Annotated in this window: 14 protein-coding genes; 6 read left to right on the top strand and 8 right to left on the bottom strand. The window is 69.9% G+C overall.

Going from position 1 to position 16,437, the window contains the following annotated elements; genetic code table 11:
* The first annotated feature begins 385 nt into the window (after positions 1-385).
* Positions 386-1,309 (top strand): GNAT family N-acetyltransferase, encoded by a 924-nt coding sequence (locus tag ACZ7SW_RS34420; protein WP_470234539.1) that lies wholly within the window; start codon positions 386-388, stop codon positions 1,307-1,309.
* Positions 1,306-2,133, top strand: a complete 828-nt coding sequence (locus ACZ7SW_RS34415) for a DUF3626 domain-containing protein (RefSeq protein WP_470234538.1) — start codon at positions 1,306-1,308, stop codon at positions 2,131-2,133. Before ACZ7SW_RS34420 ends, ACZ7SW_RS34415 begins: the two co-directional genes overlap by 4 nt.
* Here ACZ7SW_RS34415 and ACZ7SW_RS34410 read toward each other — a convergent pair.
* Genes ACZ7SW_RS34410 through nadD form a run of 5 tightly spaced genes read right to left on the bottom strand, consistent with a single transcriptional unit; the run spans position 2,130 to position 5,384 of the window.
* On the bottom strand, positions 2,130-2,975 hold the full coding sequence (locus ACZ7SW_RS34410; RefSeq protein ID WP_470234537.1) for a DegV family protein: 846 nt from the start codon (positions 2,973-2,975) through the stop codon (positions 2,130-2,132). The two genes, ACZ7SW_RS34415 and ACZ7SW_RS34410, sit on opposite strands and share 4 nt — an antisense overlap.
* 4 nt (positions 2,976-2,979) lie before the next feature.
* Positions 2,980-3,708, bottom strand: a complete 729-nt coding sequence (gene octT / locus ACZ7SW_RS34405; RefSeq protein WP_116200457.1) for a diglucosylglycerate octanoyltransferase — start codon at positions 3,706-3,708, stop codon at positions 2,980-2,982.
* A gap of 4 nt (positions 3,709-3,712) precedes the next feature.
* The gene (locus ACZ7SW_RS34400) at positions 3,713-4,327 is read right to left on the bottom strand and encodes a histidine phosphatase family protein (protein ID WP_470234536.1); all 615 of its coding nucleotides are present in this window, start codon (positions 4,325-4,327) and stop codon (positions 3,713-3,715) included.
* Positions 4,324-4,740 (bottom strand): ribosome silencing factor, encoded by a 417-nt coding sequence (rsfS, locus tag ACZ7SW_RS34395; protein WP_470234535.1) that lies wholly within the window; start codon positions 4,738-4,740, stop codon positions 4,324-4,326. Before rsfS ends, ACZ7SW_RS34400 begins: the two co-directional genes overlap by 4 nt.
* A 44-nt stretch (positions 4,741-4,784) precedes the next feature.
* Entirely contained in the window at positions 4,785-5,384 is a 600-nt protein-coding gene (nadD, locus tag ACZ7SW_RS34390) for a nicotinate-nucleotide adenylyltransferase (RefSeq protein WP_344283797.1), read from the bottom strand.
* A 165-nt stretch (positions 5,385-5,549) separates the two neighbouring features.
* Here nadD and ACZ7SW_RS34385 point away from each other — a divergent pair, with 165 nt between their 5' ends.
* The 3 genes from ACZ7SW_RS34385 (at position 5,550) to argS (ending at position 11,268) form a co-directional block, all read left to right on the top strand.
* Positions 5,550-7,667: a RecQ family ATP-dependent DNA helicase gene (locus ACZ7SW_RS34385; protein WP_470234534.1), complete on the top strand. Its 2,118-nt coding sequence runs from the start codon at positions 5,550-5,552 to the stop codon at positions 7,665-7,667.
* Between the two features lie 535 nt (positions 7,668-8,202).
* Positions 8,203-9,492 carry an MFS transporter gene (locus ACZ7SW_RS34380; protein WP_470234533.1) on the top strand — a complete coding sequence of 430 codons (1,290 nt, stop codon included), beginning with the start codon at positions 8,203-8,205 and terminating at the stop codon, positions 9,490-9,492.
* A gap of 57 nt (positions 9,493-9,549) precedes the next feature.
* Positions 9,550-11,268: an arginine--tRNA ligase gene (gene argS / locus ACZ7SW_RS34375; RefSeq protein WP_470234532.1), complete on the top strand. Its 1,719-nt coding sequence runs from the start codon at positions 9,550-9,552 to the stop codon at positions 11,266-11,268.
* Positions 11,269-11,692: 424 nt separating this feature from the next.
* Here the strand turns inward: argS and ACZ7SW_RS34370 are convergent, their stop codons facing one another.
* Positions 11,693-12,964 (bottom strand): FAD-dependent oxidoreductase, encoded by a 1,272-nt coding sequence (locus ACZ7SW_RS34370; protein WP_470234531.1) that lies wholly within the window; start codon positions 12,962-12,964, stop codon positions 11,693-11,695.
* 64 nt (positions 12,965-13,028) lie between these two features.
* Here ACZ7SW_RS34370 and ACZ7SW_RS34365 point away from each other — a divergent pair, with 64 nt between their 5' ends.
* On the top strand, positions 13,029-13,652 hold the full coding sequence (locus ACZ7SW_RS34365) for a TetR/AcrR family transcriptional regulator (protein WP_470234530.1): 624 nt from the start codon (positions 13,029-13,031) through the stop codon (positions 13,650-13,652).
* On the opposite strand, the gene proB is transcribed toward ACZ7SW_RS34365, so the two are convergent.
* Together proB and obgE are read right to left on the bottom strand one after the other, a co-directional pair.
* Entirely contained in the window at positions 13,649-14,755 is a 1,107-nt protein-coding gene (proB, locus tag ACZ7SW_RS34360; RefSeq protein WP_470234529.1) for a glutamate 5-kinase, read from the bottom strand. The genes ACZ7SW_RS34365 and proB overlap by 4 nt on opposite strands.
* Positions 14,752-16,275, bottom strand: a complete 1,524-nt coding sequence (gene obgE / locus ACZ7SW_RS34355; RefSeq protein ID WP_470234528.1) for a GTPase ObgE — start codon at positions 16,273-16,275, stop codon at positions 14,752-14,754. Before obgE ends, proB begins: the two co-directional genes overlap by 4 nt.
* Between the last annotated feature and the right edge of the window lie 162 nt (positions 16,276-16,437).

Here is a 16,437-nt window from a genome sequence, read left to right as displayed (position 1 = left end):
CTGATCGGCCCGCGCGGCCGAGGGGCAGCCAGCGGCGCGGGCGGCTACCGGGTCCAGTGGTGTGCGGTATCGCGGCCAGCTGGTCGGCCAGCCAGGTGAGCCTGACGTTGACGGGAGTGCCCGGATCCCGGGCGGAATTCTCGAACACACGATCGACGCTAGGCGTCGGCCGGTCCGGCGGCGAGAGGGTTCTGCGCGAGCTGTGGACAACCCGCCCCTTGGGGACAACTCAGCTGGCACCGCCGGAGACGCGGCGGAATTTGTCGGGGTGTGCGGTCATACTGGCCGGTTTGGCTGCGGCACCGACGATCGAAAAGCGTTCGCCCCCGCCGGTGCTATCCGCTAGACCTGGCAGTCAACCGTCGAACGGGAGCATGCCGCAGCTGTGGACCACACCGACCTGACCCTGCGTCCGATCACCGGGCCGGAAGAACTCGATCTCTTCCGCAGGCTCGCCTACCCCCTTGACCACGAACTCGCCGACGACCTCGCCGCCGGCCGCCGCAGGCCGGGCTGGATGTGGGTCGCGCTTCGCGGTGGCGAACTCGTCGCCAGGGCCGCGTGGTGGGGTCGCGCCGAGGAGCCGGTCCCGTTTCTGCTGGACGTCTTCGATCTTGAGGACGTGGCCGTCGGAACGAAACTCTTGCGAACCGCAATGGCGGAGATCCTGCCCCTCGGCACCAAGCCCCCGACTTACCACCGGATGATCCCCGCGGATTGGCGCGAAAAAGCCGCGACCCGAAGCGTTGTCGAAGACAGGATGATCGCGCTCGAGCAGACCGGCGCGCGACTGCTCGCCGAGCGGCTGCGCTTCGAGTGGCGACCAGGGACTCCGGTCGCTCCGCCGCGGAACCGGCTGGTCTTCCGTCCGATCCGCGACGAAGACGAGATCCTCGACCTGATGACCCGCGTCCTGGACGGGACACTCGACGCCCACAGCCGCGACGACCTGACCCGGATGTCCGCTCGTGAAGCGGCGATCCGGCATTACGAGGACGAACTGGCGCATTACCGCAGCCCGAAGGACTGGTGGCGGGTCGCCACCCTGCCCGACGGGACGCCGGCCGGGTTCGTCACGCCGGCGCGCAACAACTACAACCCCATCATCGGGTATCTCGCCGTCCTGCCCGAGCATCGCGGCAACGGCTACATCGACGACATTCTCGCCGAGGGAACTAGAATCCTTGCCGCCCAAGAAGTTCCTCGTATCCGAGCGGCGACGGACCTCGACAACATCCCGATGGCGAGCGCGTTCCGGCGCGCCGGGTACGTCGACTTCGAGCGCACGATCACAATGGCCTGGCCGTGATCCGCACGGAACCTTGGGAACGCGCAGTCGCCCACCTGGCCGGGCTGGCGACTGGCGGACCGGCGGACCCGGCGTGGCGGGTCACGCTGCATTTCCACCCGGACCGGCTGGTCAACGAGGTGCCGATCCTGGAGAGCATGGCGCGGGACAGCCGGTACCGCTCGCAGTTCGAGACCGGCGTCAGCAACGGCGGGCTGACCGCACATCCCGGAGGAGATCGCTGGCGCTGGGAAAGCCGGTTGTTCGCCGGCGCCTACGACGACGTCGCGGCCGCGCACCGGCCGAAATACGGGTCGCTGAATTTTCGCGGCAGGAAGACGGGCGGCTCGCCGCGGTTCGGCTCGGCGTATCTGCGGCTCGCGCGGCACACGATGTCCCGCACGACTTTCGCTTATCCCGACAGCGTCTTCGAACCGACCTCTTTCGGCGTCGAGGCACACTTGTCCGATCTGGTCGCGATCGCCGAGGCTGACGACCAAGACTTGCTGGACGACTACATCGAGGCGCAGGTGCACGGCGAGGTGGACCTGGCTCGGGACGTCGAAGCGCTGGTTCTCGATCCGTCCTACCGAGGAACCGAAATCGAGGCGGCGGCCCGAAAACTGGGTGCCGTCGAATGGCACGAAGGGTTCCGGCTCGCCACGGGAGAACTTCTCCGGCACCCCGATTACCGCGGGCCGGAGTTCACCGCACTGGGCGCCGAACTCGCCGAGAACGGAACCCTCGACCCGTGCATCCTCGGGAAGGCCGCCGGCCAGAACGAACAAGACCTCAAACGCGTCTGGCACCTGCTCGCGCGATTCGGCAACCAGGAACTCGGTTAAGCGCGCTGCACGACCACGCCGAGCACGCCAGGACCGGTATGAGCTCCGATGACCGCGCCGATCTCCGACACCACGCATCCCCCGGCACAGCCCGGGATCGCTTCCTCCAGCCGGTTCGCCAGCTCGACAGCTCGTTCCGGCGAAGCGAGATGATGCACCGCCAGCTCGACCGGCCCCGTCCCCGCCGCCTGCACGGACAACTCGACCAAGCGCCCGATCGCGCGGTTCATCGTGCGCACTTTCTCCAGCGGCAGGATCCGGCCGTCGGACATGTGCAGCACCGGTTTCACCGCCAGCGCGGTGCCCAGCAACGCCGCGGCAGAACCGATCCGGCCGCCGCGCCGCAGGTGTTCCAACGTCTCGACCACGAACAACGTCGAGGACCGGTCGGCCGCGTCCGTCGCGACCGCTTCGACTTCGGCCGGGCTGGCTCCGGAGGCGGCGGCGTCCGCGGCGTGCAGGGCGGCGAAGCCCAAACCCATCGCTGTGGTGCGGGAATCGACGACGCGGACGCGATCGGAGCCGACTTCTTCCGCCGCCAGCACCGCGGCTTCCCAAGTGCCCGAAAGCTCTCTCGACAGGTGCACTGACACGACCGCGTCCGCTCCCGCGTCGAGCGCGGCCCGGAATTCGGTGGCGAACTCGGCCGGAGTGGGCCGGGAAGTGGTGACGATCTTCCGCTCCCCCAGCGCTTCCGCGAGCGCGGCGGGACCCATTTCGACGCCGTCGAGCGAGCACACGCCTTCCACCAGGACGTGCAGGGGCACCACCCGCACCGAGTGCCGCTCGGCGAAGCCTTCGGGCAGGTGCGCGGTGGAGTCCGTGACCACGGCGACCGACACGCCGTCAGCCTACGTTGCCGGAGCCGAGGTGCGGAGCCACGAGCTTCGCCATCGCAGTACCGACAGCTTCGTGCCCGGCCCATCCCCAGTGCATGCCGTCGGGATTTCCCGCGCCGCTCAAGACATGTTCGCCAACTACGCCGGGCGTGTCGAGCAACGGCACTTCGCGTCGCGCGGCCCACGAAGCGAGCGCAGCGGCTGCTTCGGCGCGTCCAGTGTGTACGCGCCCGTACGCATCAGCGCGGTGCACCGAAGGCAGCATGCCGAACACAGGCAACTCAGGGCGTAGCGCGCGCAACGCTTCGACGGACTGGTCCAGATAGCTCACACTCAGCCGCGCAGGCAGTACGCGAGGACGTCCACGCATCACGACAGACAACCGTGGCTGCGCAGCGAGATAGGCACCGCGTACAACGCGACGCACGCCGTCGGGGCGAAGATAGCGAAGTCCCTGACGCAAGTACGTCGGCAGCGGCGACGGCAGTGTGTCCATGTGACCGACGGCGAGCACGACAGCGTCGACGCGACGCAGATCAGCCCACACGCGCGGATCGCCGGTGAGCGACCACCACAGGTCGCGCGCGGTCCAGCCGATGCCGGCGACGAGATCGGCTTGTCCGGACAACGCATTCGCGGCGACGTTGGGCCACAGGCGCGGATCGTCGGCCGCGCAAGGGCCCTCGGGGCCGTGGAAACAAAGTGAATCGCCGAAGACGAGCAGCTGCGGGCTCATCAGGTCAGCCGGTGATGCCCGCGTTGTACGCGTGCAACCGCCACTTCCCCTCGCGGTGGCCGAGTTCGACCCAATGGCAGTTCATGATCCCGCCGAGCGACGGCCAGACCTCGACCGGAAGGCCGAGCAGTTTCGCGGTGAGCGCGAGGATCAGGCCGCCGTGCGAGGCGAGCAGGACCGATTCCCCGGCGTCTGAGTTCGGCTGCATCAGGTCGTCGACCACCTCGGCGGCGCGTTCGGCGACCTCGACCCGGGATTCGCCGCCCGGCGGGGCCCACGCGGCGTTGGTGCGCCACAGCTCCCGGTCGCCCGGATAGCCCTCGTCGACCTCGGCTCCGGTCAGGCCCTGCCACTCGCCGAGGTGCGTCTCGCGCAGCCGCTTGTCGATCTGCAGCGGCACGCCGATCGCCTCGGTGAGCACCGTCGCGGTGTCGGTGGCGCGGCGCAGGTCGGACGCGATCACCAGCTCCGGCGCGAACCGCGCGAGCGCGGGCACGGCGAAGCGCGCCTGGTTCCAGCCGACCGGGGTCAGCGCCGAATCGAGGTGTCCCTGCATGCGGCCGGCGGCGTTGTAGTCCGTCTCGCCGTGCCGCCAGAGCAGCAGCCGCCGCGGGCTCACGCCTCCGGACCGTCCGCGTCGCCGGTGTCGCCGGAGTCGTTCGCGGGGACCGTCGCCAGCCCTTCGACCTCGATCCGCGGGCAGTCCTTCCACAGCCGCTCGAGGCCGTAGAACGAGCGCTCGTCCGCGTGCTGGACGTGGACGACGACGTCGACGTAGTCGAGCAGCACCCAGCGGCCCTCGCGGGCGCCTTCGCGCCGGACCGGCTTGTGCCCCTCGATGCGGAGCTTCTCTTCCACGTTGTCGACGATCGCGCCGACCTGCCGCTCGTTGGCCGCGGACGCGATCACGAACGCGTCGGTGATCACGAGCTGCTCGGACACGTCCAGGACGACCACGTCGCTGGCCAGCTTGTCGGCCGCCGCGTGCGCGGCCGCCACCGCCAGGTCCCGTGCCTCGGACGTCGCTGCCACAGTGCTCCTTCAGATTCGGGGTATGCCCGGACGAGGGTACCCGGTCAGGCCTCGGCGTCCTTGCGGTAGAGGTCCTTCTTGGCGATGTAGCGCACAACGCCGTCGGGCACGAGGTACCAGACCGGCTCGCCGCGCTCGACGCGTTCGCGGCATCCGGTGGACGAGATGGACATGGCGGTGACCTCGACGAGGCTCACCTTGCCGCTCGGCAGATGGTGCGAGTTGAGCCGGTAGCCCGGGCGCGTGACGCCGATGAAATGCGCGAAGTCGAACAGCTCGCCCGCCTTGTGCCAGGTGAGGATCTGCTCGAGCGCGTCGGCCCCGGTGATGAAGAAAAGCTCGTCGTCCGGGTACTCCTCGTGCAGGTCGCGCAGCGTGTCGACGGTGTAGGTCTGCCCGCCGCGGTCGATGTCGACCCGGCTCACCGAGAAGACCGGATTGGACGCGGTGGCGATGACTGTCATCAGGTAGCGGTCCTCGGCGCGCGTGACGCGGCGGCCGGACTTCTGCCACGGCTGCCCGGTCGGCACGAAGATGACCTCGTCGAGCGCGAACCGCGACTGGACCTCGCTGGCCGCGACGAGGTGGCCGTGGTGCACGGGGTCGAAGGTGCCGCCCATGACCCCGATCCGGCGTGGTGACATAGCCGGTGAGCCTATACGCGCGGGCACGCGCGGGCTTCCCGTCGCGGCTGCGACCTAGGTTACTGTTGTGACATGAGTCACATAACTCTCCGTTTATCGTCGAGAACTGTCCGTTCCGGACCGGTCGGCTCCCGGATTGTCGGGGGCATGGGGTAGACCGGGGACGTGGACACCACCGACACCACCCCAGCTCTCCGGACCCGCGCCGAGACCCTGCTCCGCGCGCTCGCCGGGGACAACGCCGCCCTCCGAGAGGACCAGTGGACCGCCATCGAGGCACTGGTCGCGCACCATCGGCGCGCGCTCGTCGTGCAGCGCACCGGCTGGGGGAAGTCGGCCGTGTACTTCCTGGCCACCGCGCTGCTGCGGGAACGGGGAGCGGGGCCGACGGTCATCGTGTCGCCGCTGCTCGCCCTGATGCGCAACCAGATCTCCGCCGCCGCGCGGGCGGGGATCCACGCGGCCACCATCAACTCGGCGAACGCGCAGGACTGGGACCAGGTCCAGGCGTCGGTGGCCGCGGGCGAGGTGGACGTGCTGCTGGTCAGTCCGGAGCGGCTCAACAACCCGGATTTCCGCGACAGCGTGCTGCCGAAGCTCACCGCCACCGCCGGCCTGCTGGTGGTGGACGAGGCGCACTGCATCTCCGACTGGGGCCACGACTTCCGGCCGGACTACCGGCGGCTGCGTACGCTGCTGGGCGACCTGCCCGAGGGCGTGCCGGTGCTGGCCACCACCGCGACCGCGAACGACCGGGTGGCCACGGACGTCGCCGAGCAGCTCGGCATCGGCGGCGAGACGGACACGCTCGTCCTGCGCGGCCCGCTCGACCGGGAAAGCCTGCGGCTGGCCGTGGCCGAGCTGCCCACCGACGAGGCGCGGCTGGCCTGGCTCGCCGAGCACCTGGCGGAACTGCCCGGGTCGGGCATCATCTACACGCTCACCGTCGCCGCCGCGCACGACGTCGCCGCGCTGCTGTCCGACCGCGGCTATCCGGTGGCCGCCTACACCGGGAAGACCGATCCGGCCGACCGGCAGGCCGCGGAGGACGACCTGCTGGAGAACCGGGTCAAGGCGCTGGTGGCGACGTCGGCGCTCGGGATGGGGTTCGACAAGCCGGACCTCGGGTTCGTGGTGCACCTGGGCGCGCCGTCGTCGCCGATCGCCTACTACCAGCAGGTCGGCCGTGCCGGTCGTGGCGTCGAGCGGGCCGAGGTGGTGCTGCTGCCCGGGCGGGAGGACAAGGCGATCTGGGCGTACTTCGGGTCGCTGGCGTTCCCGGACGAGCTGCGCGTCACACAGGTGCTCAACGCGCTCGAGTACGCCGACCGTCCACTTTCGACAGCCGCGCTCGAACCGTCGGTCGAGCTTTCCCGGTCGCGGCTGGAGATGGTGCTGAAGGTGCTCGATGTGGACGGTGCGGTGCGCCGGGTGCGCGGCGGCTGGGAAAGCACCGGACAGCCGTGGGAGTACGACCGGGAACGGTACGAACGCGTCGGGGTCGCGCGGGCGGCCGAGCAGGAGGCGATGCTCGGGTATATCCGCACGACTGGATGCCGCATGGAGTATCTGCGGCGGCAGCTCGACGACCCGGAAGCAGTGCCGTGCGGCCGGTGCGACAACTGCACCGGGGAGCATTGGAACACGGCGGTGTCCGAGGAAGTCGCGGGCGAGACCCGGGAACGACTGGACCGGCCCGGGGTCGCGGTGGCGCCGCGCAAACAGTGGCCGAGCGGAATGAAAGGGCTCGACGTGCCGCTGTCGGGCCGGATCGCGGCCGGCGAACAGGCCGAGCAGGGACAGGTGCTGGGCCGGCTCACGGACGTGGGCTGGGGCGGCCGGCTGCGCGAACTGCTCGGCCCGGGCGCCACGGACGCCGAGGTCCCCGACTCGGTTTTCGACGCGTGCGTGAAGGTGCTCGCGGGATGGCAGTGGGCGCAACGTCCGGTCGCGGTGGTGGCGATCCCGTCGGCGACGCGGCCGCAACTGGTGGACAGCCTCGCGCTGCGGCTGTCGGCGATCGGACGGCTGGACTACCTGGGAGAGCTGGCGTCGGCCGGGCCGCCGCCTCGGCAGGCGAACAGCGCGCAACGGCTGGCCGATCTGTGGCGGAGGCTGAGCCTGCCGGAGGACGTGGCGGCGAGCGTCGCGCAGGCGAACGGGCCGGTGCTGCTGGTGGACGACCTGATCGACACCGGCTGGACGATGACCCTGGCGACGCGGCTGCTGCGCCGAGCCGGGGCGGAGGGGGTGTTGCCGTTCGCGTTGGCCACGACTGCGTGAGGGGTGCGGGGCTTAGTGGCTGGGCGGGATCGGGCCGAGGTGCGCTGGGGCCCGGGTGACTGGGCGCGAATGGCTTGAGGCGCGCCCGGAGCCTGATCGCCGCATCGGTGATCTCGCTGCGGTGCTGACGCAGCGATGCGCCCTGCGCATGTCCCGCGACCGCGGGTGCCGCGCGACCACGTGATCACGAGATGCCGAACGGACGAAGCGAGCGGGGCGGGGACAAGCATCGGCCGGAGCGGAGTGCGCGCCCCTATCGCCACGCAGTCTCCGCGCAGCGCCCGTCCGCGTAGCCGCGCGGTCTCCGGTGACGGCCGCCCCGACTCGACTTCCGCGCAACCGTTCGCGCCGCCACTCGCGTCTCCCCGCAGCAACCACCCATGCCGCCACCCGATCCCCCTGCAGCCAAAGCGATCCCGCGTCACAGACCGCAGTGGGACAAGCACCAACCGCCATCCTTTGCCGAGATCTACCGATCTCCGGGCATTTCTGGCAAAGTCCCGTTCCACTCGTGCGGACGTGTGGAGGTTGCCCGATGGCCGGTCCTACGACCGAAGGCGTTGCCCGGCACCGGTTGCCGGTGCGGAAGTTGTTCGCTGCCAGTGCGGGCAATGCGCTCGAGTGGTTCGACTGGACGATCTACGCGACCTTCAGCATCTACTTCGCCGGCGCGTTCTTCCCTCCTGGCAACGAAACGCTCGCGCTGATCAACACCTTCGCCACCTATGCGCTCGCGTTCTTCTTCCGGCCGCTCGGCGGCGTGCTGCTGGGACGCTTCGCCGACGTGCACGGGCGCAAGCCCGCCATGTTGCTCACCATTTCGCTGATGGCGGGCGGGTCGGTCGCGATCGGCGTTCTTCCCACCTTCGCGCAGGTCGGGTGGCTGGCTCCGATTCTCCTGCTGCTCGCGCGGATCGCGCAGGGGCTTTCGCTCGGCGGGGAAGTTTCCAACGCTTCCGCGTACCTCGGCGAGGTCGCGCCCAAGGAGCGGCGCGGGCGCTATTCCTCCTTCTTCTACATCTCCACCGGCTCCGCGGTGCTCATCGCGACGGTGCTCGGGTTCGTGCTCGCCCGCACGATGGACAAGGCGCATCTCACCTCGTTCGGCTGGCGGATTCCGTTCCTGCTCGGCGGCGTGCTCGGGCTGGTCGGGCTGTGGTTGCGGCGCAGCCTTGAAGAAACCGAGCTGTACCACGAGAAAAAAGAGACCGCGCGGCAAGTGCAGCGGCCGTTGCTCACCACTCTCACCCAGCATCCGCGGGCGGTCGGGCAGCTCATCGGGCTCTCGATGCTCAACACGCTCTGCTATTACACCTTCTTCAGCGCCCTCCCGTCGTTCGCGGTCAAGGGGCGCGGCGCGAACGACGTCGACACCTTCCTCGCGCTTTCCATCGCGACGGCCCTCTTCGTCGTCCTCCAGTACCCGATGGGCGCGCTCACCGACCGGTACGGGCGGCGGCCTCAGCTGCTCGTCTGGGCCGGGGCGACGGCACTGGTGATCGTGCCGCTCTCCTATCTCGTCCAGCCTGGGCTCGGGAATCTGCTCATCGTGTTCTGCGTCGGCCTCGCGCTCTACACCGCGATGACCTCGCTGGCACCGGCGATCATGAGCGAGCTCTTCCCCACCGAACTGCGCGGGCTCGGCATCGGCGCTTGGTACAACCTGACCGTCGCCGTCTTCGGCGGGACCGCGCCGCTCGTGCTCAGCGCGCTGTCGGCGGCGGGCGCGGCCACCGCCTTCTTCTGGTACGTCGCGGGCGGGGCGGTGATCGCGTTCTTCGTGATCCTCCGGATGCCCGAAACGAAGGGCAGCGAACTGCGGTAAACCCGCTCGCGCGCGGTCGGTAGGCTTCACCGATCGACTACGCGAAGGAGGGACACCGTGCGCAAGCCCGAGGTTAGTGAGGAATTGGCGCGACGCGTGGTGGCCTCGCTCCGCCGCGCGTTCGACGTCGACCTCGACCCGTCCGCGGCGCTCATCGCGGTGTCCACTCGCGACGGTGTCGACTACCAGTGCAACCTGGCGATGAGCCTCGGCAAACGGCTCGGCAAGCCGCCGCGCGAGGTCGCGGCCGGGATCGTCGAGAACCTGGAGCTGGACGGCGTCGCCGAGCAGCCCGAGATCGCCGGACCGGGGTTCCTGAACTTCGTGCTGCGCCGCGAATGGCTTGAGCACCGCGTCGCCGAGCAGGCACAAGACGACCGGCTCGGGGTCGCCGAAGCCGAGCAGCCGCGCCGGGTCGCGCTCGACTACAGCAGTCCCAACGTCGCCAAGGAAATGCACGTCGGGCACGTGCGCTCCACGGTGATCGGCGACGCGATCAGCAGGCTGCTTCGCTTCGTCGGGCACGAAGTGCTGCCGCACAACCATCTCGGCGACTGGGGCACGCCGTTCGGCATGCTCATCGAGCACCACCTGGACGAACCGTCCGGGGACCGCAGCGATCTCAACGCGTTCTACCAGGCCGCGCGCCGGAAGTTCGACGCCGATGATGCCTTCGCGACCCGCTCCCGCGAGCGCGTCGTGAAACTCCAGAGCGGCGACGCGGACACGCTCGCCTTCTGGCAGGAGCTCGTCGACGAGTCGACACGGCACTTCAACGCGGCCTACCGCCAGCTCGGCATCACGCTCACCGACGACGACATCTACGGCGAAAGCTTCTACAACCCGTACCTCGGCGAGGTCGTCGAGGAACTCGAAGCCGACGGGCTCACCGAGATCAGCGACGGCGCGGTCTGCGTGTTCCCGGAAGGCTTCACCAACCGCGAAGGCGACCGGCTCCCGCTGATCGTCCGCAAACGCGACGGCGGCTACGGCTACGCGGCCACCGACCTCGCCACCATCCGGTACTGGACCGCCGAACGCGGCGCGACCGACCTGCTGTACGTCGTCGGCACCCCGCAGGCACAGCACTTCGCGATGATCTTCGCAGTGGCCCGCGCGGCCGGCTGGCTCGACGGCGTACACGCCGAGCACATCGGGTTCGGCTCGATCCTCGGCGCGGACGGCAAGGTGATGCGCACCCGCGCCGGCGAGACGATCAAGCTTGCCAGCCTGCTCGACGAAGCGGTGGCGCAGGCCGCGGAAGTCGTTGCCGAGCGCAGTGAACTCAGCAAGGAAGAGCAGCGGGAAGTCGCGCGCGCAGTCGGAATCGGCGCGGTGAAATACGCCGACCTTTCCAGCGACCGCGAACGCGACTACGTGTTCGACTGGGACCGCATGCTCGCCAAGGACGGCAACACCTCCGTCTACTTGCAGTACGCGCACGCGCGGATCGAGTCGATCCTCGCCAAGGCAGGCGAAACCGTCGAAAACGCACCGGTGCTGCTTCAAGAACCCGCGGAACGCGCGCTCGCGCTGACGCTGCTGCGGTTCAGCGAAGCGATCAGCGCGGCGACGTCCGCGTACGCGCCGCACAAGCTGTGTACGTACCTATACGACACTGCGGTGGCGTTCTCGCGCTTCTACGAACAGTGTCCGGTGCTATCCGCAGAAACGCCGGAGCTGCGCGCTTCGCGGGTACAGCTGGCCACACTCACGTCACGCACACTGGTCCAGGGCTTGGCGTTGCTCGGCATCGAGGCACCGCGACGCCTCTAGCTCACCGTCCGATGTGGACGTTGTGGACGAGCGCCATCAACGTGTCGGTGAACTCGCCGCTCGCCGGGCCCTCTTCGATCAGCGCACGAAAAGCGCGTCGTGGCGGAGGCGGAGTTCCAGCTCCGCGCGCTGGTGGAAGAGCAGACCTGGACAGGTCCCCGCGGCGTCCGTACCACCGTTTCGAACCGGACGGCAGGAAGCCGCAGTTCGTGCACCTGGCCGGGCTCCGCGTCACTCCACTGTGGACGACTGTCGGCACCGGGGTCTCCGACATCGACGTCCAGTACCCGGTGACCGCGCGCCGCCGGTTCACGATCGGGTGGCGCTGGCTCGTGCGGCACGACTACGACGAGTACCGCGTGCCGGTCTCGCTGGTCGCCGACGCCATGCCGCCCGGCGGGAGCTGGTACGGCGCGGGCTGGCCTCAGCCGCGCAGCTTCCGCCGCAGCGAAAGGCCCGCCCCCAGCGCGGCCATCGACGCGCGCATCGCCCCGCGACTGAACCGGCTCTCGGTCACGAACTGCTTGGCACTGCGCAGCGAACCCCGCACTTGCGGGTACGCGTACTTCCGCATCTGCTGTTCGTAGTCGGCAACCGCGGCCCTCACGTCACCGCCGCGGGAAAGGTTGCGGCACAACACTTGCGCGTCGCGCAGGGCGATGTTCGCGCCGATGCCGCGGAACGGGGTCATGCTGTGCGCGGCGTCGCCGAGCAACGTGACCGGACCGGCCTCCCACGCGCGGACCGGAACCGACGTGCGGATCGGCAGCATGCTCATCGTGCCGTCCGGCGAGTCCCGCACCAGCCGGCTGAACGACGGATGCCAGTCGCGGACCCGGTCCAGCATCAAGGAACGGAGCGCGGGAGCGTCCAGTTCGGCGAGGTCGGCCGGGAAGTGCGCGGCCTTCGCGCCGTAGGACCACATGACGTAGCTGCCGGTGTTGTCGAACAGCACCGGGTCGACGTCCGCGGTCTCGTCGTTCACCGAAGCCGCCGGGAACTCGTGCGGCGCGGTGAACATCCCGTGCCCCGGTGGAGGCAGCACGAGCGTCGGGGCCGTCGCCAGCTGTCGCGGAAGCTGCGCGCGGGACTCGTCGGTCAGCGGGAATTTGCCGAGGACGGTGCGGATTCCGGTGTCCACCCGCGCCGCGTGCGGCAGCAGCTGTCCGCGGACCCGGGAGCCCGCGCCGTCCGCTCCGACGACCAGGTCGGCTTCGGCGGTGGTGCCGTCCGCGAAGTGCAGGCCGACACCCTTGGCACCGGTCTCGTAGCGCACGAACTCCTTGTCGTACCAGAGGATTCCGTCCAGCCCGGACGACAGCACCTGGTGCATCGAAATCCGGCTGACGGAATGGTGCGCGGCGGTCGGGTCGGTGCTCGGCGGAGCGTCGAAGACCGCCAGCTCGCGCATGTGCTCGGTGACGAAACCGAAGGTGCCCTCGCTTACCCCCGTGGTGGCGAGGAACTGCTCCCACGCCGCCGGAGGGAGGCACTCGTGCAGCGCTGCGGAGCCCATCGGCGCGATGTGCACGCGGTAGCCCTGCAGGCGTTCGGTCCGCGTGCGGCTGCGCTCGTACACCGCCACCTCGATGCCGGCCCGCGCCAGGCCGTGCGCCAAGCACAACCCGCCGGTGCCGCCGCCTACTACCGCCACCTTGATCTTGTTCACGGTCATCCCCTCTCGGTCGTCTCCCATAATTCTCCACAGAGATGATTGTGTCAACCAAATGGATGATTAATGCGTCGGTTAGGCTGCCGAGGTGTCCGAGACGACCCCGCGCCGCGCGCCGCGCTCCGGTGAGCGCCAGCGCGATCCCGAACGCACGAAGGCCCGCATTTTCGAGGCGGCGAAGGCCGAGTTCGGCAGCAAGGGATACGCGGCCGCGCGGGTCAGCGACATCGCGCAGCGCGCGGGCGTGAACAAACAGCTGATCTCGTACTACTTCGGCGGCAAGGAAGGCTTGTACACCGAGGTCGCGAGCGAACCGTTCGCCGGGTTCGCCGAGATGACCACGGCGGAGCGACCGCTCGCGGACGTGGTCGCGGATTTCGCCGAGAACGGGCTCGCCGACCAGGACCAGGCGCGGCTGTTCCTGCGGGAGAACATGGCCGAGGGCGCCCCCAGCGACGCGGGAAGGGAGTCGCAGCGCGAGTTCCTGCAGGGGCAGCTCAAGTACATGCGGGCGCGGCAGGAAGCGGGCGACTTCCCGTCCGACGTGGACCCGGAGACGTTGCTGCTGATGCTGATGGCGGCGGCGAGCGCGCCGATGTCGCTTCCCCGGATCGCGGAAGCGCTCACCGGACGGGATCCGTCGTCAGAATCCTTTGTGGAGTACTACGCGGAGCAGCTCGCTCGCGTGACCCGGCATCTCGCGGGTTCTTAACGGCGCAGCGGAACGAGGTCGTCCGCGTGCACGACCTCCCGGCGGTGCTCCACCGGGACCTCGTGGCTCGACCGCCCGATCAGCGCGGGCAGCTCCCCCGCGTCGAACCCGACCACCCCGCGCGCCACCGGGACGTCCGCGGAATCCACCAGATCGACGACGTCCCCGGCCTCGAAATCCCCGTCCAGCCCGGTAATCCCCGCCGCCAGCAGCGACCGGCGGCGCAGGATCGCCCGCACCGCGCCGTCGTCCAGGCGGAGGCGGCCGGACGTGTCGGCGGCGTACCCGAGCCAGAACCGGCGGGCGGACAGGCGGGCGTCGGCGGGTGCGAAAACGGTGCCGACGTTCGCGGCGCGCAACGCGTCCCCGGCGTCGGCGGCAGCGGCCAGCAGCACCGGGATTCCGGCGCTGGCCGCGGTGCGCGCGGCAGAGAGTTTCGAGACCATGCCGCCGGTGCCCAGCCCCGAGGACGACATCCCGACCGCGATGCCCTCCACATCGGACTCGCCGAGCACCTCAGTGATCTTGCGGGTCGCGCCGTCGCGCGGGTCGCCGTCGTACAGACCGTCCACATCGGACAGAAGGACCAGTGCGTCCGCGCCGACGAGGTGCGCTACCAAGGCGGCGAGCCGGTCGTTGTCGCCGAAGCGGATCTCTTGGGTGGCAACGGTGTCGTTCTCGTTCACGACCGGCACCGCGCCGAGCGCGAGCAGCCGCGAGAACGTGCGTTGCGCGTTGCGGTAATGCGAGCGGCGGACAACGTCGTCCGACGTGAGCAGCACCTGGCCGACCGTCAGCGAGTAGCGGCCGAACGATTCCGCGTACGCGTGCGCCAGCGCGAGCTGCCCGACGCTCGCCGCGGCCTGCTGCGTGGCCAGGTCACCCGGCCGCTTGCCCAGCTTCAACGGCGCGAGCCCGGCGCCGATCGCGCCCGAGGACACGAGGACGATCTGCGCGTCGCGGGCGACACGGTCCGCGATGGCGTCGACGAGAGCGTCGAGGCGAGCGACGTCGAGCCCACTGCCCGCGGTGGTCAGCGCCGAGGAACCGACCTTCACGACCAGCCGGCGAGCTTCCGCGATCTCCTGCCGCGTGCCGCTCACCGGTCGCGCTCCGCCTGCTCCTCGTCCTCCCACACGTCGTCCAGTTCGGCGTCGACGGACGGGGTGGTCTCCTCTTCGGCCAGTTCCTCTTCCTCGCCGGTGCCGTCGCGGCGGATCCGGCGGGCTTCCTTGCGCTCGGACGCGCCGACGCGGTCGGTGCGCTCCAGCCGGACGTCCGTGCCGCGGCCCGACAGGTGCACTGCGACACCCGGAGTGGAGGGCTGCCATTCGAACTGGATGTCGCCGATGGTGACCGGGCTGCCCGGACGGGCGCCGTTCTTCGCCAGCGCTTCCTCGACGCCGAGCCGGTTGAGCCGGTCCGCGAGGTAGCCGACGGCCTCGTCGTTGGCGAAGTTGGTCTGCCGGATCCACCGCTCCGGGCGCGAACCGCGGACAATGAACCCGCCTTCCTCCTCCGGATCGCGTTCGACGGTGAACCCGCTGTCGTCGACCGCGAGCGGGTGCAGCACGATCTTCTCCGGCTCCAGCACCGGCTGCGCCTCGCGGTAGGTCTCGACGACCTCCGCCAGCGCGAAGCTCAGCTCCTTCAAGCCCTTGCGCGAAGCGGTGGACACCTCGAACACGCGCAGCCCGCGAGCCTCCAGCTCCGGGCGCACGAACTCGGCCAGCTCGGCCGCTTCCGGGATGTCGATCTTGTTCAGCACCACCACGCGCGGGCGTTCCTCGAGCTTGCCGCCCAGCCCCGGCGTGTAGCGGGCCAGCTCCTCCTCGAGAGCGTCCACATCGGACAGCGGATCGCGGCCCGGCTCCAGCGTCGCGCAGTCGACCACGTGCACCAGCACGGCGCAGCGTTCGATGTGGCGCAGGAAGTCCAGGCCGAGGCCGCGGCCCTCGGACGCGCCCGGGATCAGGCCCGGCACGTCGGCCATCGTGAACACCGACGAACCGGCGGTGATGACGCCGAGGTTCGGCACGAGCGTGGTGAACGGGTAGTCGGCGATCTTCGGCTTCGCCGCGGACAGCACGGAGATCAGCGACGACTTGCCCGCGGACGGGAAGCCGAGCAGGCCGACGTCGGCGACCGAACGCAGCTCCAGCACGAGGTTGCGGCTCTCGCCCGGCTCGCCGAGCAGCGCGAACCCCGGAGCCTTGCGGGCCTTCGACGACAGCGCGGCGTTGCCGAGCCCGCCGCGGCCGCCCTGCGCGGCGATGAACCGGGTACCGGGGTTGGTGAGGTCGGCGACGAGCTCGCCGTCCTCGGTGAACACCACGGTGCCCGGCGGGACCTTCATCTCCAGGCCCTCGCCGGCGGCGCCATTGCGGTTGCTGCCCATGCCCATCTTGCCGTTGCCGGCGCGGGCGTGCGGGCGGAAATGGAAGTCGAGGAGGGTGTGCACGTTGGCGTCGACGACGAGGGTGACGTCACCGCCGTTGCCGCCGTTGCCGCCGTCCGGACCGCCGAGCGGCTTGAACTTCTCGCGGTGCACCGAGGCACAGCCGTTTCCCCCGTCCCCGGCGGTCAGATGGATGACCGCGCGGTCCACGAACCGGGACGCCATGGGTTTGCCTCACTTCACTCACGAAACGACAAAACGGTGCGGACCACGCTGGGTCTGCCAGCGGCCGCACCGTGGGGGTCCGGGGGCTCGGGCTCCCGGGTGACATAAGCGAGCGACGTGGTCCGCGTATTCCGCGGACACACGTCGCCCAAAAGCTCGCGC

The organism is Amycolatopsis sp. NPDC114484, assembly GCF_055633755.1.
Note: the sequence above shows the minus strand (reverse complement) of the source record. Positions and strands in the feature narration are given on the sequence as shown.

What these genes read in the sequence shown, in the direction of transcription:
- octT (WP_116200457.1), bottom strand. Translation starts at nt 3,708, where the DNA reads ATGAGCCCGCAGCTGCTCGTCTTCGGCGATTCACTTTGTTTCCACGGC.
- nadD (WP_344283797.1), bottom strand. Translation starts at nt 5,384, where the DNA reads ATGTCACCACGCCGGATCGGGGTCATGGGCGGCACCTTCGACCCCGTG.
- ACZ7SW_RS34380 (WP_470234533.1), top strand. Translation starts at nt 8,203, where the DNA reads ATGGCCGGTCCTACGACCGAAGGCGTTGCCCGGCACCGGTTGCCGGTG.
- ACZ7SW_RS34370 (WP_470234531.1), bottom strand. Translation starts at nt 12,964, where the DNA reads ATGGGAGACGACCGAGAGGGGATGACCGTGAACAAGATCAAGGTGGCG.
- obgE (WP_470234528.1), bottom strand. Translation starts at nt 16,275, where the DNA reads ATGGCGTCCCGGTTCGTGGACCGCGCGGTCATCCATCTGACCGCCGGG.